Source organism: Azospirillum sp. 11R-A (assembly GCF_049472615.1).
GTDB lineage: Bacteria > Pseudomonadota > Alphaproteobacteria > Azospirillales > Azospirillaceae > Azospirillum > Azospirillum palustre.
In genome coordinates this window covers 44,621-65,080 of the sequence record NZ_JBCEBL010000005.1, presented here as the reverse complement: position 1 = coordinate 65,080, position 20,460 = coordinate 44,621, and the positions used below count along the sequence as shown (strand labels likewise).

Annotated in this window: 18 protein-coding genes; 13 read left to right on the top strand and 5 right to left on the bottom strand. The window is 68.5% G+C overall.

All coding sequences use genetic code 11. The features are described 5' to 3' along the window. Positions 1-177: 177 nt before the first annotated feature. The 7 genes from VH569_RS09580 to recG all read left to right on the top strand — a co-directional run bounded on the left by VH569_RS09580 (position 178) and on the right by recG (position 10,857). Entirely contained in the window at positions 178-1,419 is a 1,242-nt protein-coding gene (locus VH569_RS09580) for a methyl-accepting chemotaxis protein (RefSeq protein ID WP_423315142.1), read from the top strand. Next, positions 1,416-2,342 (top strand): CheR family methyltransferase, encoded by a 927-nt coding sequence (locus tag VH569_RS09575; protein WP_423315141.1) that lies wholly within the window; start codon positions 1,416-1,418, stop codon positions 2,340-2,342. The genes VH569_RS09580 and VH569_RS09575 overlap by 4 nt, the downstream gene beginning before the upstream one ends. Further along, positions 2,339-3,781, top strand: coding sequence for a chemotaxis protein CheW (locus VH569_RS09570; RefSeq protein ID WP_423315140.1), 1,443 nt, complete (start codon positions 2,339-2,341; stop codon positions 3,779-3,781). The genes VH569_RS09575 and VH569_RS09570 overlap by 4 nt, the downstream gene beginning before the upstream one ends. Continuing rightward, complete coding sequence (cheB, locus tag VH569_RS09565) at positions 3,778-4,857, top strand: chemotaxis-specific protein-glutamate methyltransferase CheB (RefSeq protein ID WP_423315139.1); 1,080 nt, start codon at positions 3,778-3,780, stop codon at positions 4,855-4,857. The genes VH569_RS09570 and cheB overlap by 4 nt, the downstream gene beginning before the upstream one ends. A gap of 56 nt (positions 4,858-4,913) precedes the next feature. Then, complete coding sequence (locus tag VH569_RS09560) at positions 4,914-5,336, top strand: response regulator (RefSeq protein ID WP_109049771.1); 423 nt, start codon at positions 4,914-4,916, stop codon at positions 5,334-5,336. Positions 5,337-5,388: 52 nt separating this feature from the next. After that, positions 5,389-8,358, top strand: coding sequence for an ATP-binding protein (locus VH569_RS09555; protein ID WP_423315138.1), 2,970 nt, complete (start codon positions 5,389-5,391; stop codon positions 8,356-8,358). 417 nt (positions 8,359-8,775) lie between these two features. Beyond that, positions 8,776-10,857: an ATP-dependent DNA helicase RecG gene (recG, locus tag VH569_RS09550; RefSeq protein WP_423315137.1), complete on the top strand. Its 2,082-nt coding sequence runs from the start codon at positions 8,776-8,778 to the stop codon at positions 10,855-10,857. Here the strand turns inward: recG and VH569_RS09545 are convergent. Both VH569_RS09545 and VH569_RS09540 read right to left on the bottom strand, forming a co-directional pair. Next, positions 10,809-11,645 carry a DUF502 domain-containing protein gene (locus VH569_RS09545; RefSeq protein ID WP_423315136.1) on the bottom strand — a complete coding sequence of 279 codons (837 nt, stop codon included), beginning with the start codon at positions 11,643-11,645 and terminating at the stop codon, positions 10,809-10,811. The genes recG and VH569_RS09545 overlap by 49 nt on opposite strands. A gap of 97 nt (positions 11,646-11,742) precedes the next feature. Then, on the bottom strand, positions 11,743-12,144 hold the full coding sequence (locus VH569_RS09540; protein WP_376959085.1) for a hypothetical protein: 402 nt from the start codon (positions 12,142-12,144) through the stop codon (positions 11,743-11,745). A gap of 213 nt (positions 12,145-12,357) precedes the next feature. Between VH569_RS09540 and VH569_RS09535 the strand changes: the two genes are divergently transcribed. Next, entirely contained in the window at positions 12,358-13,092 is a 735-nt protein-coding gene (locus VH569_RS09535) for a Crp/Fnr family transcriptional regulator (RefSeq protein WP_423315135.1), read from the top strand. Between the two features lie 127 nt (positions 13,093-13,219). Here VH569_RS09535 and VH569_RS09530 read toward each other — a convergent pair whose 3' ends face one another. Together VH569_RS09530 and VH569_RS09525 are read right to left on the bottom strand one after the other, a co-directional pair. After that, positions 13,220-13,417 (bottom strand): hypothetical protein, encoded by a 198-nt coding sequence (locus VH569_RS09530; RefSeq protein ID WP_423315134.1) that lies wholly within the window; start codon positions 13,415-13,417, stop codon positions 13,220-13,222. Between the two features lie 43 nt (positions 13,418-13,460). After that, positions 13,461-13,655, bottom strand: coding sequence for a hypothetical protein (locus VH569_RS09525; RefSeq protein ID WP_423315133.1), 195 nt, complete (start codon positions 13,653-13,655; stop codon positions 13,461-13,463). 261 nt (positions 13,656-13,916) lie between these two features. Between VH569_RS09525 and hisE the strand changes: the two genes are divergently transcribed. Next, positions 13,917-14,366 (top strand): phosphoribosyl-ATP diphosphatase, encoded by a 450-nt coding sequence (gene hisE / locus VH569_RS09520; protein WP_423315132.1) that lies wholly within the window; start codon positions 13,917-13,919, stop codon positions 14,364-14,366. On the opposite strand, the gene VH569_RS09515 is transcribed toward hisE, so the two are convergent. After that, positions 14,363-15,970, bottom strand: a complete 1,608-nt coding sequence (locus VH569_RS09515) for a sensor histidine kinase (protein WP_423315131.1) — start codon at positions 15,968-15,970, stop codon at positions 14,363-14,365. The two genes, hisE and VH569_RS09515, sit on opposite strands and share 4 nt — an antisense overlap. A gap of 589 nt (positions 15,971-16,559) precedes the next feature. On the opposite strand from VH569_RS09515, the gene VH569_RS09510 reads away from it, so the two are divergent. The 4 genes from VH569_RS09510 (at position 16,560) to VH569_RS09495 (ending at position 20,458) form a co-directional block, all read left to right on the top strand. Beyond that, complete coding sequence (locus VH569_RS09510) at positions 16,560-18,320, top strand: DUF3369 domain-containing protein (protein WP_423315130.1); 1,761 nt, start codon at positions 16,560-16,562, stop codon at positions 18,318-18,320. Between the two features lie 118 nt (positions 18,321-18,438). Further along, on the top strand, positions 18,439-18,990 hold the full coding sequence (locus tag VH569_RS09505) for a SiaB family protein kinase (protein ID WP_423315129.1): 552 nt from the start codon (positions 18,439-18,441) through the stop codon (positions 18,988-18,990). Continuing rightward, a complete protein-coding gene (locus tag VH569_RS09500) occupies positions 18,987-19,412 on the top strand; it encodes a DUF1987 domain-containing protein (RefSeq protein WP_423315128.1) in 426 nt (141 codons plus the stop codon). Before VH569_RS09505 ends, VH569_RS09500 begins: the two co-directional genes overlap by 4 nt. Then, positions 19,409-20,458 carry a sensor histidine kinase gene (locus VH569_RS09495; RefSeq protein WP_377809539.1) on the top strand — a complete coding sequence of 350 codons (1,050 nt, stop codon included), beginning with the start codon at positions 19,409-19,411 and terminating at the stop codon, positions 20,456-20,458. Before VH569_RS09500 ends, VH569_RS09495 begins: the two co-directional genes overlap by 4 nt. Positions 20,459-20,460: the final 2 nt, after the last annotated feature.

Below are 20,460 nucleotides of genomic sequence, written 5' to 3'. Positions count from 1 at the left end.
GCCGGGTTGAGCGATGGGCGGACGGCGGAAGCCCCGCGTGACCTGCGGCATCCCAGTCCATCTGCCGGATTCACCTTGCTTCGGTTGGGGTGCATCCGGCAAGTCATAAGGGTGGCGTGCGGTCTCCGCGGGATGTCGCGGGATGCCGCTGGTCGTTCGTGAGGAGCCTGTACTGCGATGTCCCTTCCGGCCAGCTTGCGGATCCTTCCCCGTTTCGGACTCGCCGTTCTTCTGCCCGCGGCGGCAGCGCTCGTTCCCCTGCTGCTTCCCCAAGCGTTTCCGGATGCCGCGCAGCAGACCGTCTGGCTCGCCACAGGCGGCGCGCTTGCCCTGGCGCTGCTGATCGACTGTGTCCTGGCGCTCGATCTATCGGACGCGATGACGCGGCTGGAGGCTGCTGCGGACCGCCTCGCCGCCGGAACGCTGGACACCGGGATGCCGGACCCCAGGATGTCGGACGATGCATCCGCGCTGTCTGTCCGCGGCGACGAGGCCGGAGGCATTGCCGCGGCGCTCGCCCGTGTCGCCCGGACCCAGGACAGTCTCCATGCGACCCTCCGCTGCCTGACGCATGAGGCCGGCGGCGACGCACCGGTCGCAACGCCTCTCCCCGGCCGCTATGGCGAGATGGCGGCGCTGGTGGAGGAGGCCCGTGCCTCCTTCCGGAACATCGGCCAGCAGGCCGCCCAGGTCGCCGTCGCCGCTGGGCAGGCCAGCACCGCGGTGTCGCAGGTCGCCGACGGCGCCGCCATCCAGACCGAGGATCTCGACCGGGTGGTGAATGCAGTCGGCCGCTCCGTCCGGGCCATCGCCGACGTCACCGACAGCACCCGCGCCGCTTCCGACATGGTGCGTGTCACCGCCGGATTCGCCGACCGCGGCAAGGCGGAGATGGCGCGGCTGGTGCGTGTTTCCCAGACCATCGGCGACAACAGCCGCCGCATCGGCCGCATCACCGAGGCGATCACCCAGATCGCTGTGAAGACCAACATCCTGTCGGTCAACGCCTCCATCGAGGCCGCCCGCGCCGGCGAGCAGGGCAAGGGCTTCGAGGTGGTGGCCGAGGAGGTCGGCAAGCTCGCCGATAACGCCGTCGAAAGCGCCCGCCAGATCGCGGAGATCGTCGAGGCCGCCGCAGCATTGGCGGAGGATGGGATGGCCGCCACGGCGGAGGTGGTGCAGATGATGGACGGCATCGCCGAGCGGGTCACCCAGATCGACCGCATGGTCCAGTCGGTCGCCGCGGCCATGGCCCACCAGCAGGACCATATCGTCGAGATCGAATCGAACGTCGGCAACATCCGCACCGTCGCCTCCAAGAACGCCGCCGCGTCGGAGGAGATCACCGCGACAATGGTCCACCTGTCCCGGCTGGCCGACGACACCCGGCGGCTGGCCGAACGCTTCCGGGCGCCGTGATCGGCGGCGCCGTTCCTCCTGCGTCCGGATCGGATGGTCCGCTGCACGATCTGGTGCGGCGGCTGCTGGAGGATGTCCGGCGCAAGGCGGGGATCCGCCACGACCGCCCGCTGGAGCGCAAGCTGGTGCGCATCCTGGCGGCGATGCCGCTGGCTGTGCTGGAGGAATGGGTGGCGCAGATCGAAGGGGCGCCGGCCGACAGCCCGGACTGGCTGAGCCTGATCGAGAATCTGACGATCCATGAAACCTATTTCTTCCGCGACCTGCCGCATCACGCCTATCTGCGCGGCCATCTGCTGCCGCGTCTGATCGCCGAACGCGCCGCGACCCGGACCCTGCGGCTGTGGAGCGCCGGCTGCGCCACCGGGGAGGAGGCCTACGGTCTCGCCATCGTGACGCTGGAGGCGCTGGCCGACGCCGGGCACGCACGCCGCACCGCCCAGGGGCTGGAAACCGACTGGACTGTCGAGGTCCTCGGCACGGACCTCAGCCGCATCGCCGTGCGGCAGGCCGCCAACGCCTGCTATGGCGGCGAAGGGCTGGGTCCTTTCCGCGAAATGCCGGCAGATTACGGGAACTGGTTCGTGCCGCTGGGGGCGGAGGCACCGCTGCACCGGCGGGTCCATGGCGATGCCCGGCGGGTGGTGCGCTTCGCCCGCCACAATCTGATGGACGCGGCCCTGCCGGATGGGGTGCCGCCCGGTGGCTTCGATCTCGTGTCCTGCCGCAACGTCATGATCTATTTCGACGACGACAGCCGCGAGCGGGCGCTCTCCCTGCTGACCGCGGCGGTGGCGCCGGGCGGCTGGCTGGTGCTCGGCACCACCGACCGGCTGCCGGACGATTGCTGTCGGGGGCAAACCTTCGAACGCCATCGCGGCGACCGCGCGCTCGCTTACCGGCGGGGAGGGGCGGCGGCATGACGACCTGCGGCTATCTCACCTTCGACATCGCCGGTACGCCCTTCGCCGTCGCCGCGGATCGGGTGGAGGAAGTGGCGGAGCCGACCGGCATCACCCGGCTTCCCTTCGCCCCACCGCAGGTGGAGGGGCTGGCGAATGTCGCCGGCCGCATCCTGCCCGTGCTGGACGTCACCGGCTATCCGTCGCTGCGGCTGGCCTGGGGCGGCGGACGGCGCGGCAGGCTGCTGATCGTGCTGCGCGCCGGGACCGGTGTGCTGGCACTCCGCGCCGGCCGCATCGGCGGTACGCTGACGGCAGATCGGGTAGGGCTGTGCGCGGCGGAGCCGGAGGATGGCGGAACACCGGTGGCCGGCCGGCTGCGCCATGGCGACCGGTCCCTGCGGCTGCTCGACCCCGACCTGATGCAGATGGGGCGCGGCGGGGCACTCGCCATTCCGGGGCTGGCGGATGCCGATGCGCTGTCCGGCGGTGCCGCCGAGCCTCCTGACCCGTCGCGCGAGCGTGCCACCATCCGCCTGCTGATGGTGGAGGTCGCCGGCCAACCCCATGCGCTGGAGATGGCCGATCTGCTGCTGGTCTTCCCCGTCGGCGACCTGCGTCCGCTGCCCCATGCGCCGGCGCTGGTGCGCGGCGTGGCGCGGGTGCAGAAGCGGTCGATCCTGGTCACCGATCCGCTCGGTGCCGGTGTCGGTGTCGGGGATCGGCCCGGCGGCTACGCCGTCGTCCTGCGGACGCGCCGGGGGCCGGTGGGCGTACGGGTGGATGGGGTGCGGGGCGTGGTGCGCGTGCCGCTGGACCGTCTGCGCGCGGGGGAGGCCGGGGCGGCGGCCCGGATCGTGGACTATGATGGACTCTGGCTCGACGTGAGGAGCGTGGCGCGCATGCTTGGCGATCGACTCGACGACATCGGCCGTTTCGTGCCCGAGGGCGGCGATCCCGATGACGATCTGGCGGAAAGCCGCCTGCCGCGCCGTTTCTACCGCCGCTTCCTCACCCTGGTGGTGGAGGCCCGCATCTATGCGCTGGAGTTCGAGAAGGTCCGCCGCGTGGTGGAGGTCTCCGACCGGCTGCGCCTGCCGCAGGGGGCCGAAAGCTTCGACGGGCTGACCGATGTCGACGGCCGCATCCTCCCGGTTCTCGATCTGCGCCGCCTGCTGGCGCGGGCGCCGGTCGGCGCCGCTCCCGCCACGCCCGGCATCGCCATCCTGGTGGAGATCGACGGCGGGACCGTGGCGGTGATCGCCGACGAGATCCAACGCATCCGCAAGATCGACAGCGAGGATGTCGACCCGCTGTCCGACCGCCTGACCGCCGCGGTGATCCGCCTGGACAATGCCCTGATCCCGGTTCTGCGGCCCGAGGGCCTGACCGCCGCCGCGGCTGCCGGCACCCGGGTGCTGCCCATCGGAGACGCCCGGAGCGAGGCCGCAGCGCCATGACCGACCCGCGCATCCGCCTGCTGGTGGTGGACGACAGCAACTTCGTCCGCATCGCGCTCCGCAAGATGCTGGAGCCGGCGCCCGACATCGAGATCGTCGGCGAGGCGCGCAACGGTGCGGAGGCTCTGCGCCTGTCGCGGAAGCTGAAGCCGCATGTCGTGGCGATGGACCTGAACATGCCGGTCATGGACGGGATCGAATCGGTTCAGGCCATCGCCGCGGAAAAGGGACCGCCCTGCATCATGGTTTCCAACGAAACGTCGGAGGGGGCGGCCGCCACCATCCGGGCGCTGGAAACCGGGGCGGTGGATTTCGTCTGCAAGAACAGCTCCTTCATCACCTTCGACATGGCGTCCATCGAACGCCAGCTGACCGAGAAGGTCCGGCATTGGGGCCGCTGGCGCATGGCCCTGACGGGGGAGCGGGCCGCCGATTCCGTTCCGGCTCCCGTAGCCGACCCTGCACCCGAACCGCCTCCGCCTCTCCGCCCATCCGTCCGCGGACACCGCCCCGACCTCGTCGTCGTCGGCGTGTCCACCGGCGGGCCGGTGGCGCTGGCGGAACTGCTGGGCGCGCTTGGGCCGCTGCCCTGTCCGCTGGTGGTGGCGCAGCATATGCCGGCCAGCTTCACCGCCGGTTTCGCCGCGTCGCTCGCCCGTTCGCTCGGCCGGCCGGTGGCGGAGGGGGCCGACGGCGAGACGCTCGACCCCACGGCCGTCACCATCCTGCGCGGCGGCGGCGACTGGACGGTGCGCCGCGGCACTTCCGGCCGCTTCATCCTGCATGCCGCCGACCCGGCCGGCGCCATCTACCACCCCTCGGCCGACCGGCTCTTCCGCAGCGCCGCGGAAGCGGCGGAGTCGCCGGTCGCCGTCGTCCTGACCGGCATGGGCGATGACGGCAGCAGCGGGGCGGCGGCCTTCGCGGAACGCCGCTTTCCCGTTCTGGTCCAGGATCCGGCGACCTGCGCGGTCGACGGCATGCCCAGGGCGGCAATCCGTGCCGGTATCGCCACGGAGGTGTTGCCGGTTACGTCAATCGCCCGCAAGCTGAACGCTCTCTTCACACTCTCCTGACAGTCAGGCAGACCCCGGAAGCCGACAGGCGCTGCAAACATAGGAAGCTTTTACTCATGGCGAAGCCGACGATCCTGCTGGTCGATGACTCGGTGCTGATGCGCACCATCATCGGCGACATCGTGCGCGCCGACGACGAGCTGTCCCTCGTCGGCGCGGCCGAAAACGGCAAGGTGGCTCTGGAGATGGTCAAGAGCCTGAAGCCCGACATCGTCCTGCTCGACATCGAGATGCCGGAGATGTCGGGGCTGGAGGTGATGGAGCATCTGTCGCTGATGTCGCGCGCCAAGGTCATCATCATCTCCTCCGTCGCGCAGGTCGGCTCGCCCGAAGCGAACGAGGCCCGCGCCCTGGGGGCGGTGGAGATCATCGCCAAGCCGTCCGGCACCATGAGTCTCGACCTTGCCCACAAGAAGGGTCACGACATCGTCGCCGCCATCCGCCGCGCCGCCGGCTTGCCCCCGCCCGCGAAGCCCTGAGTCTCCGGTTCGGCGCCTCCTTTCCAGAGCGGTGATCGATGAGCGGTGATCCATGACCAGCGAACTGATCGAGACCCTGTGGCGACAGTTCGGCGTCGAGGCCGGCGAACATTTCGACCTGCTGGAAAAGCTGCTGTCAGCCGGCCCCGGCGATGGGCCGGAGGCGGAGCGGATCGCCGCCCTGTTCCGCTCCTTCCATTCGCTGAAGGGGGCCGCCCGCGCCATGGACCTCTTCGCGATGGAGGCGGTGGCGCACCGGGCGGAAACCATCCTCGGCCGTGTGCGCAGCGGCACGCTGGCGCTGACGGAGGAGGTCGCCGCCCCGCTGCTGGAGGCTCTGGACGCGCTGCGCGGACTTGCCGAGGCCGGCATGCGCGACCGCCGCGACGGGCAGGCGCCGGCCGACCTGCTGGCGCGGCTCGACGCGCTGGGCGGAGAGGGACCGGCCGCCAAGCCCGCCGCCGCCCCGCCGCCGCCCCCGCTGGTACGTCTGCACGAGAACGAGCGGATGCTCGGCCTGTTCGTCGGGTTGCTGCATGACGGGATGGCGACGCTGACACGCGCGCTCGATCTCGACACCCTGGACGCGGAGGGACTCCGCAGCGTCGACGACACCGCCGACCGGCTGGAATTGGCCTGCGAACGGCTGAACTTCCTGCCCTTCGCCGACACGCTGCGCCGGTTCCGCGAGGCGCTGGCCGCCCGTGATGCCGACGCCATCCTGCGCGAGCTTCAGGCCGTCGCCACCGCCAGCGCCCGCATCGGGCGGCTGACCGGTAAGGATGCCGGCGCGGCGATCCTGGCGACCCTGCTGGCCGACCACAACGCCCAGATCCTTGCCCAGGGCGGTGCCCGCGCCGATGCGTTGCTGGCCGATCCGGCGGCGCTGGCCGATGCGTCTGTTGCCGCCGAGCTTGCCGGGCTGCTCGACCGCATGGCGGCGACGCTGGACATCGTCCGGCTGCCGCGCGGTTCCGCCCTGCTGCGGGTCCTGGCCGATGTGATGCGCCGTGCAGCCCCCACTGGCCCAGCCGCCAACCCTGCCGCCAACCACGACGGCTGGCCGGTCCTGCTGGCCGACGCCCGCACCATGCTCGCCGATCTGGCGGCGCGGGCTGCGCGCGATTCGGCCGAGGATCTGGACGCCGACGGGGTGGCCGCGCTGGAACGCCGCCTGCGCGCCTTCGTCGATGCCGTTTCGGCCGAGCGGGAGGCGGGCGAGGCGCGCCGTCCGCTGACCGCCGACGATCTGGCGGCCCTTGGGCTCGATCCCGGCCTGCTGCGCTTCCTGTCGCCCGACAGCACCGCCGATCTGCGCGCCGCCATCGCCGATCCGGAGATGCGGCTCTTTGAGGTCACCGCCTTTCTGGAAACCTCGCCGGAGGTCGCGTCCGGCTTCGTCCAGTGGATGGGCAGCAAGGTGCGCGCCATCACCAACTGGCCGGAGTTCATCGATGGCAAGACGTGGCTGCGTGTGCTGATCGCCTCCCCGCAGGAGCTTCCGGCCCTGGCGGATGCCCTGGCCGGCATCGATCCCGGCGGCGGCTTCCTGCGCATCCGCGCCTGCGCGGCGTCCGATCCGGACGAGGATGGCGGAGAGCCGGTCACACCTGACGTGCCGGTCCCTGCCGACGCGCCGTCCCTGCCTGCGGTGCAGTCCGCCGGTGCGCCGGTGACGGCCGCCGCCCCGCCGCCGCCTGCCGCCCCATCCGCCCGCCCGGCGGTGACCGCCGCGGGGGGCGTGCTGCGCGTGCCCGGCGAGGTGATCGACCGCTTCATGGCCCGCATCGACGGCATGGTCCTGCTGTCCGGCGACCTCAACGCCACCGCCAACGATTTGCGGCTGGAGTCGGCACTTGCCGGCTTGACCGAGCGGTTGGGTGCCGGCGACCCCGACCTGCGTGCCCTGCGCGAGGCGGTCGAGCATCACCGTCGCGACCTGCTCGATCTCGACACCCAGCTCAGCCGCTCCGTCGACCGGCTGCGTGAGGCGGCGCTGGACCTGCGCGTCGTTCCCATCGAATCCCTGTTCAACCAGTTTCCCCGCGTCGTGCGCGAACTGGCGCGGGGGCAGGGCAAGTCGGTCCGCTTCGCCACCGAGGGCGGCGAGGTCCGCATCGACAAGAGCATGGTGGAGATGCTCTACGACCCGCTGATGCACATGGTGCGCAACGCCATCGACCATGGCATCGAGCCTGCCGCCGACCGTGAGGCGGCAGGCAAGCCGGCCCAGGCCACGCTTTCCCTGCGCGCCATCCAGCGCAACAGCCGCGTCGTGGTCGAGATCGTCGACGATGGCCGCGGCATCGCGACGGAGGCGGTACGCGCCAAGGCGGTGCGCCAGGGACTGATCGGTGAGGAGGACAGCCTGCACCTGTCGCCCGATGCGGTGCGGGAGTTCATCTTCGCCCCCGGTTTCTCCACCGCCGACACGGTGACCGAAACGTCCGGCCGCGGCGTCGGCATGGATGTGGTGCGCACCGCCATCACCCGGTTGGGCGGCAGCATCGCCATCCGCACGCGGGAAGGGGCGGGCACCGCCTTCGCCATCGACCTGCCGCTGTCGGCGGCGATCCTGCGCACGCTGCTGGTCCAGGTCGACGATCAGGTGCTGGCGATCCCCGACCGCTTCGTCGAGGAGGTCTGCGGCTTCACCGCCGACGATTTCCACCGCGTCTCCGGCTGCTGGACCGTCATGCGCCGCAAGCGGGTGCTGCCGGTGGTCCGCCTCGCCGATGCGCTGGGATTTCCCGCCGAGGGGGAATGGCCGCCGTCCGGTCCCGGCCAGCGCCTCGTCGTCGTGCTGCGCCAGGGGAGCCGCCGGATCGGGCTGGAGATCGACAAGCTCCTGCGTCGCGGTGATCTGTTCGTCCGCGAAAGCCATCCCGGCCTTGCCGAGGTGCCCGGCGTCGGCGGCGTCTCCCTGCTGAACGACGGCCGCATCGTCATCATCCTGGACGGCGACGAACTCTATCGCCTCGCCGCGCTGGCCCAGCGGCGGGAGGCCGATGCGCCGGCCTGATGCACCCGTTCGGGGCCCGGCCGGTTCATGAAGGGAAATTCATGGTTGAGTCAGGTTGGGGACAGGGCGGACGGGCTAATGTCCTTCTTGTGACGCGGTCGGGCCAGCCCCCCTGAAACACCGGCCCGTCACAGTTGAGCGTCTTCTTATCTGGTGTCTCTTCCCGATGGTTCCCTGCCATCGGACCCGACCGTCCGGTTCTCCCGTTTGCCTCCGGACGGTACCTATCGGCGGAGCGCGTCCAAGCCAATTTCCAGGCCGACGTTGCCCCCCACCATAGGCCCCCTGGCCTTGGGTGCGCTCCGCCGTTCCTTCTTTTTCCCGCCTTTTCCTCGATGCCGTTCAGCAGCCTTGACGCAGGAAGGTCCACCCGGCTTTCTGGTGGCCGTCGAAGGCTTTCCCGGTAGCGACCCGCCCGTGCGTCCCGCCATCCTGTTTCCGCTGTTCAAACCGGTCACGGCACTTCCCGGCCTCGGCCCCCGGCTGGGCAAGCTGGTGGAGAAGCTGGCCGGCGCCCATGTGGTCGATCTGCTGTGGCATCTGCCCTGCGGCGTGGTCGACCGCCGCTTCTCGCCGAAGATCGCTCAGGCGCCGCATGGGCGAATCGCCACCCTGACCGTGCGCATCGACTCGCACGCGCCGCCGGTGAATCCGCGCCATCCCTACAAGATCCGCTGCACCGACGAGACCGGCGTGCTGGAGCTGGTCTATTTCCATATCCGCGGCGATTGGCTGTCGAAGCAGATCCCGGCCGGTACCACCATGGTGATTTCCGGCAAGGTGGAGTGGTTCAACGACACCGCCCAGATCACCCATCCCGACGCCGTCGTTCCGGTCGACGCCAAGGAAGATCTGGAACTGGTCGAGCCGGTCTATCCGATGACCGCCGGCCTGCCGGCCAAGACGCTGCGCAAGGCGGTGCGCGCTGCACTGAACGATGTCCCGCCGCTCGATGAATGGCAGGACCCGGCTTGGCTGTCCCGCCGCCAATGGCCGACCTGGGCCGAGGCGCTGAAGCGTGCCCACACGCCGGAGGACGAGGGCGACCTCGCCGCCACCGCGCCCATCCGCTGCCGCCTCGCCTATGACGAGCTGCTGGCGAACCAGCTGGCTCTGATGCTGGTGCGCGCCAGCCAGCGCCGGCTGGCCGGGCGGGCGACCCAGGGCGACGGCAGCCTGCGCCGCGCCGCGCTGGCGGCCCTGCCCTTCTCCCTGACCGGCTCGCAGGCTGGATCGCTGGAGGAGATCTATGCCGACATGGCTGCCGAACGGCGGATGCTGCGGCTTCTCCAGGGCGATGTCGGCAGCGGCAAAACCGTGGTCGCGCTGATGGCGATGCTGAACGCGGTGGAGACCGGCGCTCAGGCCGCCCTCATGGCGCCCACGGAAATCCTCGCCCGCCAGCATGCCGAAAGTCTGGCGCCGCTGTGCAGGGCGGCCGGTGTCGAGATCGGTCTGCTGACCGGGCGCGACAAGGGCAAGGCGCGCCAGGCGGTGCTCGACCGGCTGGCGTCCGGCGAGCTGCCGCTGCTGGTCGGCACCCATGCCCTGTTCCAGGAGGATGTCGCCTTCAAGGATCTGGCGCTGGCGGTGATCGACGAGCAGCACCGCTTCGGCGTCCACCAGCGCCTGCAACTGTCGGCCAAGGGGCGGGCGGTCGATGTGCTGGTGATGACCGCGACGCCGATCCCGCGCACGCTGACCCTGACCGCCTATGGCGACATGGACGTGTCGCGCCTGACCGAAAAGCCGGCGGGCCGCAAGCCGGTGCAGACCGTCACCATCGCCCTCGACCGGCTGGAGGAGGTCGTCAACGGCATCCAGCGCAAGGTCACGGAGGGCGCACGCGTCTATTGGGTTTGCCCGCTGGTCGACGAATCGGAGCAGAGCGACCTCGCTGCCGCGACCGAGCGCCATGCCTTTCTGCGTGCCACCTTCGGCGACCGCGTCGGGCTGGTCCATGGCAAGATGCGCGGGCCCGACAAGGATGCGGTGATGGCTGCCTTCGCCGAAGGCAGCCTCGACGTGCTGGTCGCCACCACGGTGATCGAGGTCGGCGTGAACGTGCCGGAAGCGACGGTGATGGTGATCGAGCATGCCGAACGCTTCGGCCTCGCCCAGCTTCACCAGCTGCGCGGCCGGGTCGGCCGTGGGGAGAAACCGTCGAGCTGCCTGCTGATGTTCGAGTCGAACCTGACGGAGACGGCGCGGGCGCGGCTGAAGACGCTGCGCGACACCGAGGACGGCTTCGTCATCGCGGAGGAGGATTTGCGCCTTCGCGGTGCCGGCGAGGTTCTGGGCACCCGCCAGTCGGGCCTGCCGGGCTTCCGGATGGCCGACCTCGCGGTGCATGGCGACCTGCTGGCGGTGGCGCGCGACGATGCCCGGCTGGTGGTGGAGCGCGACCCCGACCTCGCCAGCCCGCGCGGGCAGGCGCTGCGGACCCTGCTTTACCTTTTCGAACGGGATGCGGCGGCCAAGACCTTGCGGTCGGGCTGATCGCCGTCGCGATCCTCGTCATCCGGATCGGCCGGCGTTTCCACCAGGGTGGGGCGGCGGTCGGGCGGGACGACGATGCCGCCGGACATCACCAGCTTCAGCCCATCCTCGACGGTCATGTTCAGCACGGTCACGTCGCGCCGCGGCACCATCGCCAGATAGCCGGCGGTGGGGGGCGCACAGGGGATGAAGACGTTGACGATGTCGTCGGCTTCGTCGGCCAGCTTCACCTGCACCTCGGGGTGGGCGCTGCCGGTGATGAAGCCCAGCGACCACACGCCGGGGCGCGGATACTGGATCGCCACCACCTCGCGAAAGGCGTTCGACTTCTTGGCCAGCACCGTCTCGAAGATCTGCTTCACCCCGCCATAGACGGAGCGGACGACCGGCATGCGCCCGACCACCCCTTCGCCCACGCCCAGCACCAGCCGGCCGACATAGCCGGCGGCGAAGGCGCCGATCAGGGTGACGGCGATGATGACCACCAGAACGCCGATGCCGGGGATCGAGAAGGGCAGGTAGTTTTCCGGATTGTAGACGCTGGGGATCAACGGCCGGATATAGCCGTCGATCAGCGAAACGAACCACCAGGCGATATAGACGGTGATGGCGATGGGGGCCGTCACCAGGATGCCGGCCAGGAAATAGGCCCGCAGGCGCCCCATCAACCCGATGCCCTCGCGGCGGTGCCGCGCCGGCTCCCCCGTATGGCCTTTCGCCTGGGGCTTGCCTTGGGCTTTCGGGTCGGCCTTCAACTCGGCCTTCGGTTCAGTCTGATCTCCGCTCACGCCTGCCCATCCGCCCATCGTCCATCCGCGCCATAGTGGGGCAAGCGCGGTCCGCTCTCAACTGCCGCGTAAGGGGAAGCGGGAATTGGGAAAAGCCTCAGCCGACCAGCGAGCTCGCGATCACCGACAGCAGCGTGACGGCGCCGGCGATGGCGGCGCCGTCGACATGGTTGGGGAAGGCGCGCCAGAACTCGTCCTTCGAGACCGGTTCCGGTGCGTCGTATTCGTCCATCGACAGGCCGGCGGCGAGGCTGCCGCAGGTGTGGTCGGCGATGGCGCCCGACAGGTGCGCCATGGCGACGGCGAGATAGCAGAACTTCACGAAATCCAGCAGAAAGCCCAGCGTGCTGTTCGCCTCGCCCAGCGGGCTGGCGGTGAAGCCGGTGGCGGCCACCGTGCTCGCCATGGCGATGGCTGCCGCCAAGGGGATCAGGGCGACCGACAGCAGCCGTTGCCGGTCGATGCGGCGGGCGGTGGGCACGGGGAACAGGATCGGCATGGTCGGCGCTCCGGGCAACGATGGGACTGGCCAATGGGAAATTCGGCGAGGCGTCACCCCCTTCTGCGCGCTCGGCGTTAACGGAGGGTTGACACCGGCCAATAGTCACAGCGCCTTCCACCTTTGCGCAGGTCACGCTATCCTTCGGGGCAACATACAGTCCGGGGCGAAGCCGGAATCTTCCGTGCCAAAGACCGACATGACGAAACCAGAATGACAAAACCCGACAGCCCGGCCGATGGGCTGGCCGAGGCATCCGCCGCCGGCCTGGACCGCATCGAGCTGCTTCGCCCGCTGTCCGCCGACCAGCGCGCCGCGGTGGCGCGCCAATGCCGCTGGCGCCGCTTCGCTCCCGACGAGCAGTTGATCGACCATTGGGCCGACACCCGCGACGTCGCTTTCGTGGTCGAAGGGCGGGTGCGGGTGCTCAGCCATTCGGCCGGTGGACGCGAAATCAGCTTCAACGACATCGAGGCGGGGGAACTGGTGGGGGAGATGTCGGCGCTGGACGGCCGTCCGCGGTCCGCGTCGGTGGTGGCGCTGGGGGAGGGCGCCTTGGTCGCCTTCCTGCCGGCCAAGCCTTTCCAGGCGCTGGTGACCGCCCATCCTGACCTGGCGATGGCGACGATGCTGCGGCTGTGCGACAAGCTGCGCGGCGCCACCGACCGCATCATGGAACTGTCGACGCTGGGCGCCAACAACCGCGTCCATGCCGAACTGCTGCGCCTCGCCAAGCGTGGTTCGCGCCAGGGTGCGTCGGCGATCATCGCGCCGATTCCCGTCCATTCCGACATCGCCGCCCGCGTCAGCACCACGCGTGAAACCGTCGCCCGCGTGCTGAGCGATCTGACCCGCGACGGGATGCTGGAACGCCGTTCCGACGCGCTGGTGGTGCGCGACCTGTCACGGCTGGAAATGCTGGTCGAGGATGTCCGCGGCGGCGCCTGAGCGCGCCGGTAGGGAAGCGTACCCTGAACGAACCCTGAAAAAGAAAAGGCCGCGGCAACCCGTATGGTCGGGCCGTACCGCGGTCGCCTTTCAAACCCTCAAGACTTTTTTTGCTTTTGTTCCGCAATCAGCGGTGCAGAGACCGGACCAGGATCGCCACCGGGGTGGCCATGGCCCATTCGGTCAGGAACGCGGCGATCGGACGCAGCAGGATTGCCGCGGGGGTGGCTTCGAACCAGTCGGCGGCGAAATCGCGGACCGGATGCTGGGACTGGGTGTCGCCATGGATGCCATGATCGCCATGATGAAGGCTGAGGATGCTCATGATCGTCTCCGTCGGCTGGAAATGTCGGAAGGGGTGGCGGGTATCAGCGCTTCAGCAGGCCGAGCAGGTAACCGGCCGGGGTGGCGGCAACCCATTCACGCAGGAAGGCGCCGACCGGACGCAGGACCAGATAGGCCGGGGTGGCTTCGAACCAGGCCACCGGGAATTCGGCGACGGCGTGCAGGGCATCGGTCGAAGTGTGGTGTTCGGTGCCAGGCTGGAAAGTGGTGGTGGTCATTGTCGTCTCCATCGGGCTGTTGAGGAGACTATATACTGGTATACCCAATGCCAAATACGCTGCCTTTGCATTGCTGGATGCTGCAAAAATTACAGCTATACAGAGGTTTCCTTCGGCAAATCGTCTTTATGCAAATCAATCAGTATCGCTAACTATAAAATCATGGTGACGCCATCCGGACTGCTCCCGCCGCGTCCGCCGGATGTTCGGCCGACCAACCAACATCTTGACAGCGCTGCCGGAAAAAACGACTTCAGGGGGATGGTTCAGTATATCGGCCCCGATCCGCTCCGCAGTCTCTACGACGCCGTCCAATCGATGCGGCGCGAACCGTCCGCCATTCCCGAGACCTCCCGCACCGGAAAGCTGCTGGCCCAAGGCCGCGCCCGCATGGCGCGCAAGGTGGGAGAGGAGGCGATCGAGGTGGCAATCGAGGCGATGCGCGGCGACCGCGGCGCGCTGGTGATGGAAGCAGCGGACCTGCTGTACAATCTGGTGGTGCTGCTGGCCGACCTGGATGTCGCCCCCGACGAAATCCTGGCGGAGCTGCGGCGGCGCGAGCTGGCCTACGGCATAGCCGAGAAGCTGCCGAAATCGGACGACCCCATCAACGGTGTCGCCGCCGGCCATGACAAGCCGCTTCCCCCCAAGCCCAATTCCGACAAGCCCAATTCCGACAAACCCAATCAGGCCAAACGCTGCAAGCGTTAGGCGGGGTCCGCCTCCTGCGGGAAGACCAGATCGAACCGCGTGCCCGCGCCCCTGGCGAAATGATATTCGCCGTGGATTTGCCGGGTGAAGGCCCGGATCAGATCCATGCCCATCGACCGCCGTCCGGGCGGGGCGGCATCCCCCGGTTCCGGCGCGCCGGTGCCGTCGTCCTCGATGGTCAGGTGCAGCGATCCGTCTGCCGCCGTCACCGCGATATCGATGGTGCCGGAGCCGCGGCCCGTGAAGGCATGCTTGTAGGCGTTCGACACCACCTCGTTCAGGATCAGGGCGAAGGGCACCACACGGTTCAGGTCGAGGCTGACGGGCTCGACCCGGTGCCTGATGACGATGGTCCGGCCGGGGCGGCTGTGGAAGCTGTTGAGGTGCCCGGCCAGCGCCTCGACGAAATTGTCGAGCCGGACCGCCGATATGCCGGTCGACCGGTAGATCTGCTCGTGGATCAGCCCCATCGTGTTGATGCGGGTCAGGGCTTCGCTGAACGGCGCTTCCAGTTCAGGCGACCGTTGCGCCTGCAACTCCAACAGGCTGAGAATGACCTGCAGGTTGTTCTTCACCCGGTGGTGAATGTCGCGCAGCAGCACTTCCTTGTCGGCAAGCGCCTGATCGAGATGGCGGGTGCGCTCGGCGATGCGGCCCTCCAGCGCCTCGTTGGCGCGGCGCAGCGCCTCCTGCGCATTGACCGCCTGCCGCGACCGGTGCAACGCGATGCCGCCCAGCAGACCCAGCAGGCCGAGTGCCGGGAAGGCCGTCAGCACATAAGGCAGCACCCGGTCGCGCCAGGCCGCCTCGATGGAGGCGACATCGGTGCCATAGACCACGTAGACGGGCAGGTCGGGCACCTTGCGGCGGGCCAGCAACCGCTCGACCCCGTCGGAGGGGGTGACCGCGCGGAAGATGCCGTTCCTGTCGGGGGCGGAGATCAGTTCCGGGAAATGGCCGATGGCGGCGCTGTCCTCCGGCGCGATCATCGGATTGCGGACCAGCACCTCGCCATCCTCGCGCATCAGCAGGATCACATCGTGGGATCCATGCAGGACCGAACGGTAGAAGTCGGTGAAATAGCTGGAAAGCAGCGAGATCTGCGCCACACCCTGGAACCGGTGGTCAGGCAGTTCCATCCGGCGGCTGAGGGTGAAGACGACCTCCGATACGATCTTGCCGTTCAGCCGCGGGCCGATGTGAAGCATCGTGCCGGGATTCAGGTGGGCGCGGAAATACTCGCGGTCTCCCGCGTTCAGCGGCCGCATCGGCCATTCGTAGCTGCTGGCGCGGACCCGCCCGGTCTCGTCGGTGATCCAATAGGACTGGACCTCCGGCGATTGCGCGGCCATGGCCTTCAGCCGCTCGAACAGCAGGGGAGTGTTGTCGATCCGGTCCCAGCCCAGGTCGTCCACCATCCATTCCATGTGCGACAGGGTGGAGGCATGGATGCCCAGCGTTCTCGCCGCATGTTCCTCAAGAACGCGGGCGATGGCGATGCTGCGGTTCTCCGCCTCGGAGATCACCTGACTGCGATACTGGTAGGCCGAGAACACCAGCAGGGCGGCGGTGAGGCCCAGCGACACCGTCAGCAATGCGCCCACAGCCAGGGACGCTGCCTTGCGCGCCCCCCGTTCCGCATCCCGGCTTCCTGCGGCATGTGAGTCCTGTTCGAGGCCAGCAGGGGTCATCGGGGCAAGGTGGTCCTTCCGCAAAGGGGATGGCCGTAAAGGAGATGGCCGTAAAGGAGATGGGCTGGGCGCGAGAATAGCTCAACCGTTGCATCCCGTCATCCGACAACCATGTCGGGTTAAGTATCTATACTATTTCCCCGAATGGTAGTCCTCGTCCTCTCTTCTGTCCAATCCGGCATGATGCCTTGGGACTTCGACCGAGGGAGAATCCCCGCAGCATGGAAAAGGGAATCCTCCATCCCCTCTCCCGGTGGGCAGCCGTCCCGTGATCAGTGTCGCACCCGCTCTGTCCTTTGCACAGCTTCCGTTGTGTGTGGGCGCAATGAACTCTTGCGAAACATTGACGAACCGGCACGGCGCTGTTCGCTCATATGCGACAAATTGAAACGAATGCTGCCAGTTTGTCCGATCGGACTTGGAACCAGCACCGGACGGTGGTTCCATTGTGCTGTGGTGAGGGCGGTCATGCGCAGTGGTATGGGGGCGGCGGATGATGGGGATGGACGGTGGGCTGGACGACGAGCTGCTGTTCGGCCCGGAAGACGGCGCCGTGACCGCGGCAACGCCCCAGCGGCCGTGCGGGCTGCCCTGGCCCGTTCTGGTGGTGGACGACGATCCCCAGGTCCATGCCATGACCGCGGTTCTGCTGCGCGACTTCGATTTCGACGGGCGCCCGTTCGAAGTGGTGAGCGCGCTGTCGGCGGAGGAGGCGAAGGCGGTCCTCGCCCGGCGGCCGGACCTGCCCATCGCCCTGCTCGATGTGGTGATGGAGACGGAGGATGCCGGCCTGAAGCTGGTCCGCCACATCCGGGAGGAGTTGGGCAACCACCGCATGCGCATCATCCTGCGCACAGGCCAGCCGGGGCAGGCGCCGGAACGCGACGTCATCGTCGGCTATGACATCAACGATTACAAAGCCAAGAGCGAGCTGACCGCCCAGCGTCTTTTCACCACCCTGGTCAGCGCGTTGCGCGCCTGGCGCGACATCGTGACGATCGAGCGCAACAGGCAGGGGTTGGAGCGGATCCTCAGCGCATCGGCCCCGCTGTTCGAGATGCGGCCGATGCGCAGCTTCGTCGAACGGCTGGCGGAGCAGATCGCCCGCGTCGTCGATCACGGCGCCGCGCCGGCCGTGCTGGCCTGCCGGCCGGTTGCGCGTGCCGACGGTGGCCTGACCGTCGAAATCGTCGCCGGGCTGGGTCCGTTCGCCGGCAGCATCGGCCTGCCGGTCGGCGAGGTCCTGACCGCCGCCGCTGCCGCGGAGGTGGCAACTGCGCTCGCCACCCAGTCCAACCTCTACCGTGACGACCATTGCGTCCTGGTTTTCCGCACGCGCGAGCATGGCGTGACCATCTTCCGGCTGGAACGGACGGAGCCCTATATCGCCGACGAGCACCGCCTGCTGGAGCTGTTCTGCAACCGTGTCGCCATCGGGTTCGACAATGTCTGCCTGTATGAGGAGCTGATGGCTCTGAACCGCTCGCTGGAGCAGCGGGTGGAGGATCGCACGCTGGAACTGGCCGCCAACCAGAAGGCGCTGATCCTGGCGAAGGAACGGGTGGAACGGGCGCTGGAGCGCGAACTGCTGGCGCGCGACCAGCAGCGCCAGTTCCTGGGCATGGTCAGCCACGAATTCCGCACGCCGCTCGCCATCATCGACAGCGCCGCCCAACTGCTGGCGATGCGGGCCGGGCAGGTGGAGCCGGAGATGCTGGAACGGCTGGCGGTGATCCGCGGCAGCGTGCAGCGACTGACCGGCCTGATCGACTCCCATCTGACCGACGAGCGGCTGCAGAGCAATGCCCTCGTCGTGGAGCGGGCCGAGGTCGACCTTCCGGACCTGCTCCGCACCGTCGTCCAGCCTTTCCGCGTCGCCTACCCCGACCGCGAATTCCGGCTGACGCTGGACCGTTTGCCGCGGCGGGCGGAGATCGATGCCAACCTGATCGGTCTGGTGATCAGCAATCTGGTCAACAACGCTCTCAAATATTCCGGGCCGGGTGGGCCGATCCTCCTCAGCGGCGATACCGACGGCGCCATGGCGGTGATCGAGGTGACGGACCATGGCCGCGGCATTCCAGAGGTGGAGCTTCCGCGCCTGTTCGACCGCTTCTTCCGCGGGGCGGGCGCATCCGGAGTGCCGGGCACCGGCATCGGGCTGCACACCGTCCAGCAGATCGCCCTGCTGCATGGCGGCGCGGTCGCCGTCGACAGCATGCTGGGGAAGGGATCGACCTTCCGGGTCGTGGTGCCGGTATGATGCAACGCGATGTCGCGGCTGCCCCCATGTCGCCTCTCCGAAAGTCTGTGGCCCTTTGTCATAGGAGGTGACATAGTCGGGCGGAACCCTGGTACCGGTGGAACGTCAGGCCACAGCCATGCTCGCCCAGCAATATGCGTCGATTAAGCGCGACCTCGACGACAAGGGGATCGTGTTCTCTTTCAGCGGATATTTGTCGGAGGGGATACTTTACTCCCTGGGTGAGGCTCTGCGCGAGAAGATGGCCTTGGAGGCGGCAGACGGGCCGACCATCCGTCGCGTCTTCTCGGTCTTCGTCGAGCAGATGCAGAACATCATCCGCTATTCGGCGGAGAAGATGTCCGGCACCGCCGGCCGCGCGGTGGAGCTCAGCGCCGGAATGGTCACCATCGGCATGGAGCGCGGCAAGGTCTTCATTGTCTGTGGCAACACCGTGCGCAACAGCGAAGTGCCCCGCCTGAGGGAACGGCTGGACCATCTGAAGAGCCTGGATCGCGACGGCATCAAGACCTACTACCGCGAGCAGCTTCGCGAGGAGCCGGACGACGGCAGCCGCGGCGCCACGCTGGGATTGATCGAGATCGCCCGGCGGGCCAGCGATCCCATCGATTACGATTTCAACGCGATGGACGCCGACCGCAGCTTCTTCTGCCTCAAGGTCAGCATATGAACGTCCGAGCCGAGCAGCATGCGATGGACTGCCTGACCATTCCCGCCACCGGACGGACGCCGGGCGTGTCGTTCGACTTCGCCAACGGCCATTTGCGGATGACCGGCGAATCCTATCCCGACGATGTCGCGGCCTTCTTCGGCCCGGTGTTCGAGGCGCTGCGCGGCTTTCTCGACAATCCCGACGGCGGTCCCATCCGCTTCGACATGGAGCTTCTCTACTTCAATAGTTCCAGTGCCAAGGCTCTGATGAACATATTCCAGATGCTTGAGACGGTGGCCAAGGGCGGGCGGCCGGTGACGCTGACGTGGTGCGTCGAGGAGAATGACGAGTCCATGCGCGAACTGGGCGAGGATTTCGCGGAGGATTTACGGCACGTCGTCTTCCAGATGCGGGAGATGCCCGCCGGCGGCCCGCCATGAGCTTCAATCTCTTCGCCGCGGAGGAGGAGGCCCTCGCCAAGGCCCGCGCTCTGGAGACGAGGCTGGGCGCGCTGGCGCCCGACTGCCTGCCCGAATTCCGCGACCTGATCGCCGCCTTCGAACTCAGCACGCGGGAGCAGCAGCGGCTCGTGCGGGTCAGCGACCGCTTGCAGGCCCAATTGAGCGACGCCATCCATGAGCTGGACCGCCAGCGCAGCGAGGCGGAGGCGGCACTCGATCACCTGCGCGAGGCGCAGGAGGCGATGGTCCAGTCGGAGAAGCTGGCGTCGCTTGGCGCGCTGGTCGCCGGCGTCGCCCATGAGATCAACACGCCGGTCGGCATCGCCGTCTCCTGCGCCTCGCATCTGGCCGACGCCACCCAGGCGATGCGCCGGCGGGCAGACGGCGGGACCTTGGGCAAGGCGGAGTTCGCCCGCTATCTCGCCACGGCGGTCGACACCACCGATCTGATCCTCGGCAATTGCGAAAGGGCGTCGCAGTTGATCGCCGGCTTCAAGCAGGTGGCGGTGGACCGCGCCAGCGCGGTCCGGCGCACCGTCAATCTCGCTTCCTATATCCAGGACACGCTGGTCAGCCTTCAGCCGAAGTTCCGGCCGTCGGGCCATGCGGTGGCGGTCTATTGTCCCGCCGACCTGGAACTGGACAGCTATCCCGGCGTGCTGTCGCAGATTTTGTCGAATCTGGTGATGAATGCGCTGACCCATGCCTTCGCCGACGGGCAGGCTGGGGGGATGGCGATCACGGTGGATTGTCCGGACGCCGACACCGTCCGCATGTGCTTCGCCGACAATGGCCGCGGCATGAGCGAGGAGCACAGCGCCCGGGTGTTCGAGCCCTTCTTCACCACCCGGCGCGGTCGCGGCGGCAGCGGACTTGGGCTCCACATCGTCCACAATCTGGTGGTCGGTGTGCTGATGGGCTCGATCACGGTGTTGAGCGCGCCCGACCTGGGCACCAGTTTCACCCTGCAGTTTCCCCGCCGGACGCCCGACCGCGACCTGCCGGTCGAGGCTCTGACGATGTAGGC

What these genes read in the sequence shown, in the direction of transcription:
- VH569_RS09580 (WP_423315142.1), top strand. Translation starts at nt 178, where the DNA reads ATGTCCCTTCCGGCCAGCTTGCGGATCCTTCCCCGTTTCGGACTCGCC.
- VH569_RS09570 (WP_423315140.1), top strand. Translation starts at nt 2,339, where the DNA reads ATGACGACCTGCGGCTATCTCACCTTCGACATCGCCGGTACGCCCTTC.
- cheB (WP_423315139.1), top strand. Translation starts at nt 3,778, where the DNA reads ATGACCGACCCGCGCATCCGCCTGCTGGTGGTGGACGACAGCAACTTC.
- VH569_RS09560 (WP_109049771.1), top strand. Translation starts at nt 4,914, where the DNA reads ATGGCGAAGCCGACGATCCTGCTGGTCGATGACTCGGTGCTGATGCGC.
- VH569_RS09555 (WP_423315138.1), top strand. Translation starts at nt 5,389, where the DNA reads ATGACCAGCGAACTGATCGAGACCCTGTGGCGACAGTTCGGCGTCGAG.
- VH569_RS09540 (WP_376959085.1), bottom strand. Translation starts at nt 12,144, where the DNA reads ATGCCGATCCTGTTCCCCGTGCCCACCGCCCGCCGCATCGACCGGCAA.
- VH569_RS09535 (WP_423315135.1), top strand. Translation starts at nt 12,358, where the DNA reads ATGACAAAACCCGACAGCCCGGCCGATGGGCTGGCCGAGGCATCCGCC.
- VH569_RS09530 (WP_423315134.1), bottom strand. Translation starts at nt 13,417, where the DNA reads ATGAGCATCCTCAGCCTTCATCATGGCGATCATGGCATCCATGGCGAC.
- VH569_RS09525 (WP_423315133.1), bottom strand. Translation starts at nt 13,655, where the DNA reads ATGACCACCACCACTTTCCAGCCTGGCACCGAACACCACACTTCGACC.
- hisE (WP_423315132.1), top strand. Translation starts at nt 13,917, where the DNA reads ATGGTTCAGTATATCGGCCCCGATCCGCTCCGCAGTCTCTACGACGCC.
- VH569_RS09510 (WP_423315130.1), top strand. Translation starts at nt 16,560, where the DNA reads ATGGACGGTGGGCTGGACGACGAGCTGCTGTTCGGCCCGGAAGACGGC.
- VH569_RS09505 (WP_423315129.1), top strand. Translation starts at nt 18,439, where the DNA reads ATGCTCGCCCAGCAATATGCGTCGATTAAGCGCGACCTCGACGACAAG.
- VH569_RS09500 (WP_423315128.1), top strand. Translation starts at nt 18,987, where the DNA reads ATGAACGTCCGAGCCGAGCAGCATGCGATGGACTGCCTGACCATTCCC.
- VH569_RS09495 (WP_377809539.1), top strand. Translation starts at nt 19,409, where the DNA reads ATGAGCTTCAATCTCTTCGCCGCGGAGGAGGAGGCCCTCGCCAAGGCC.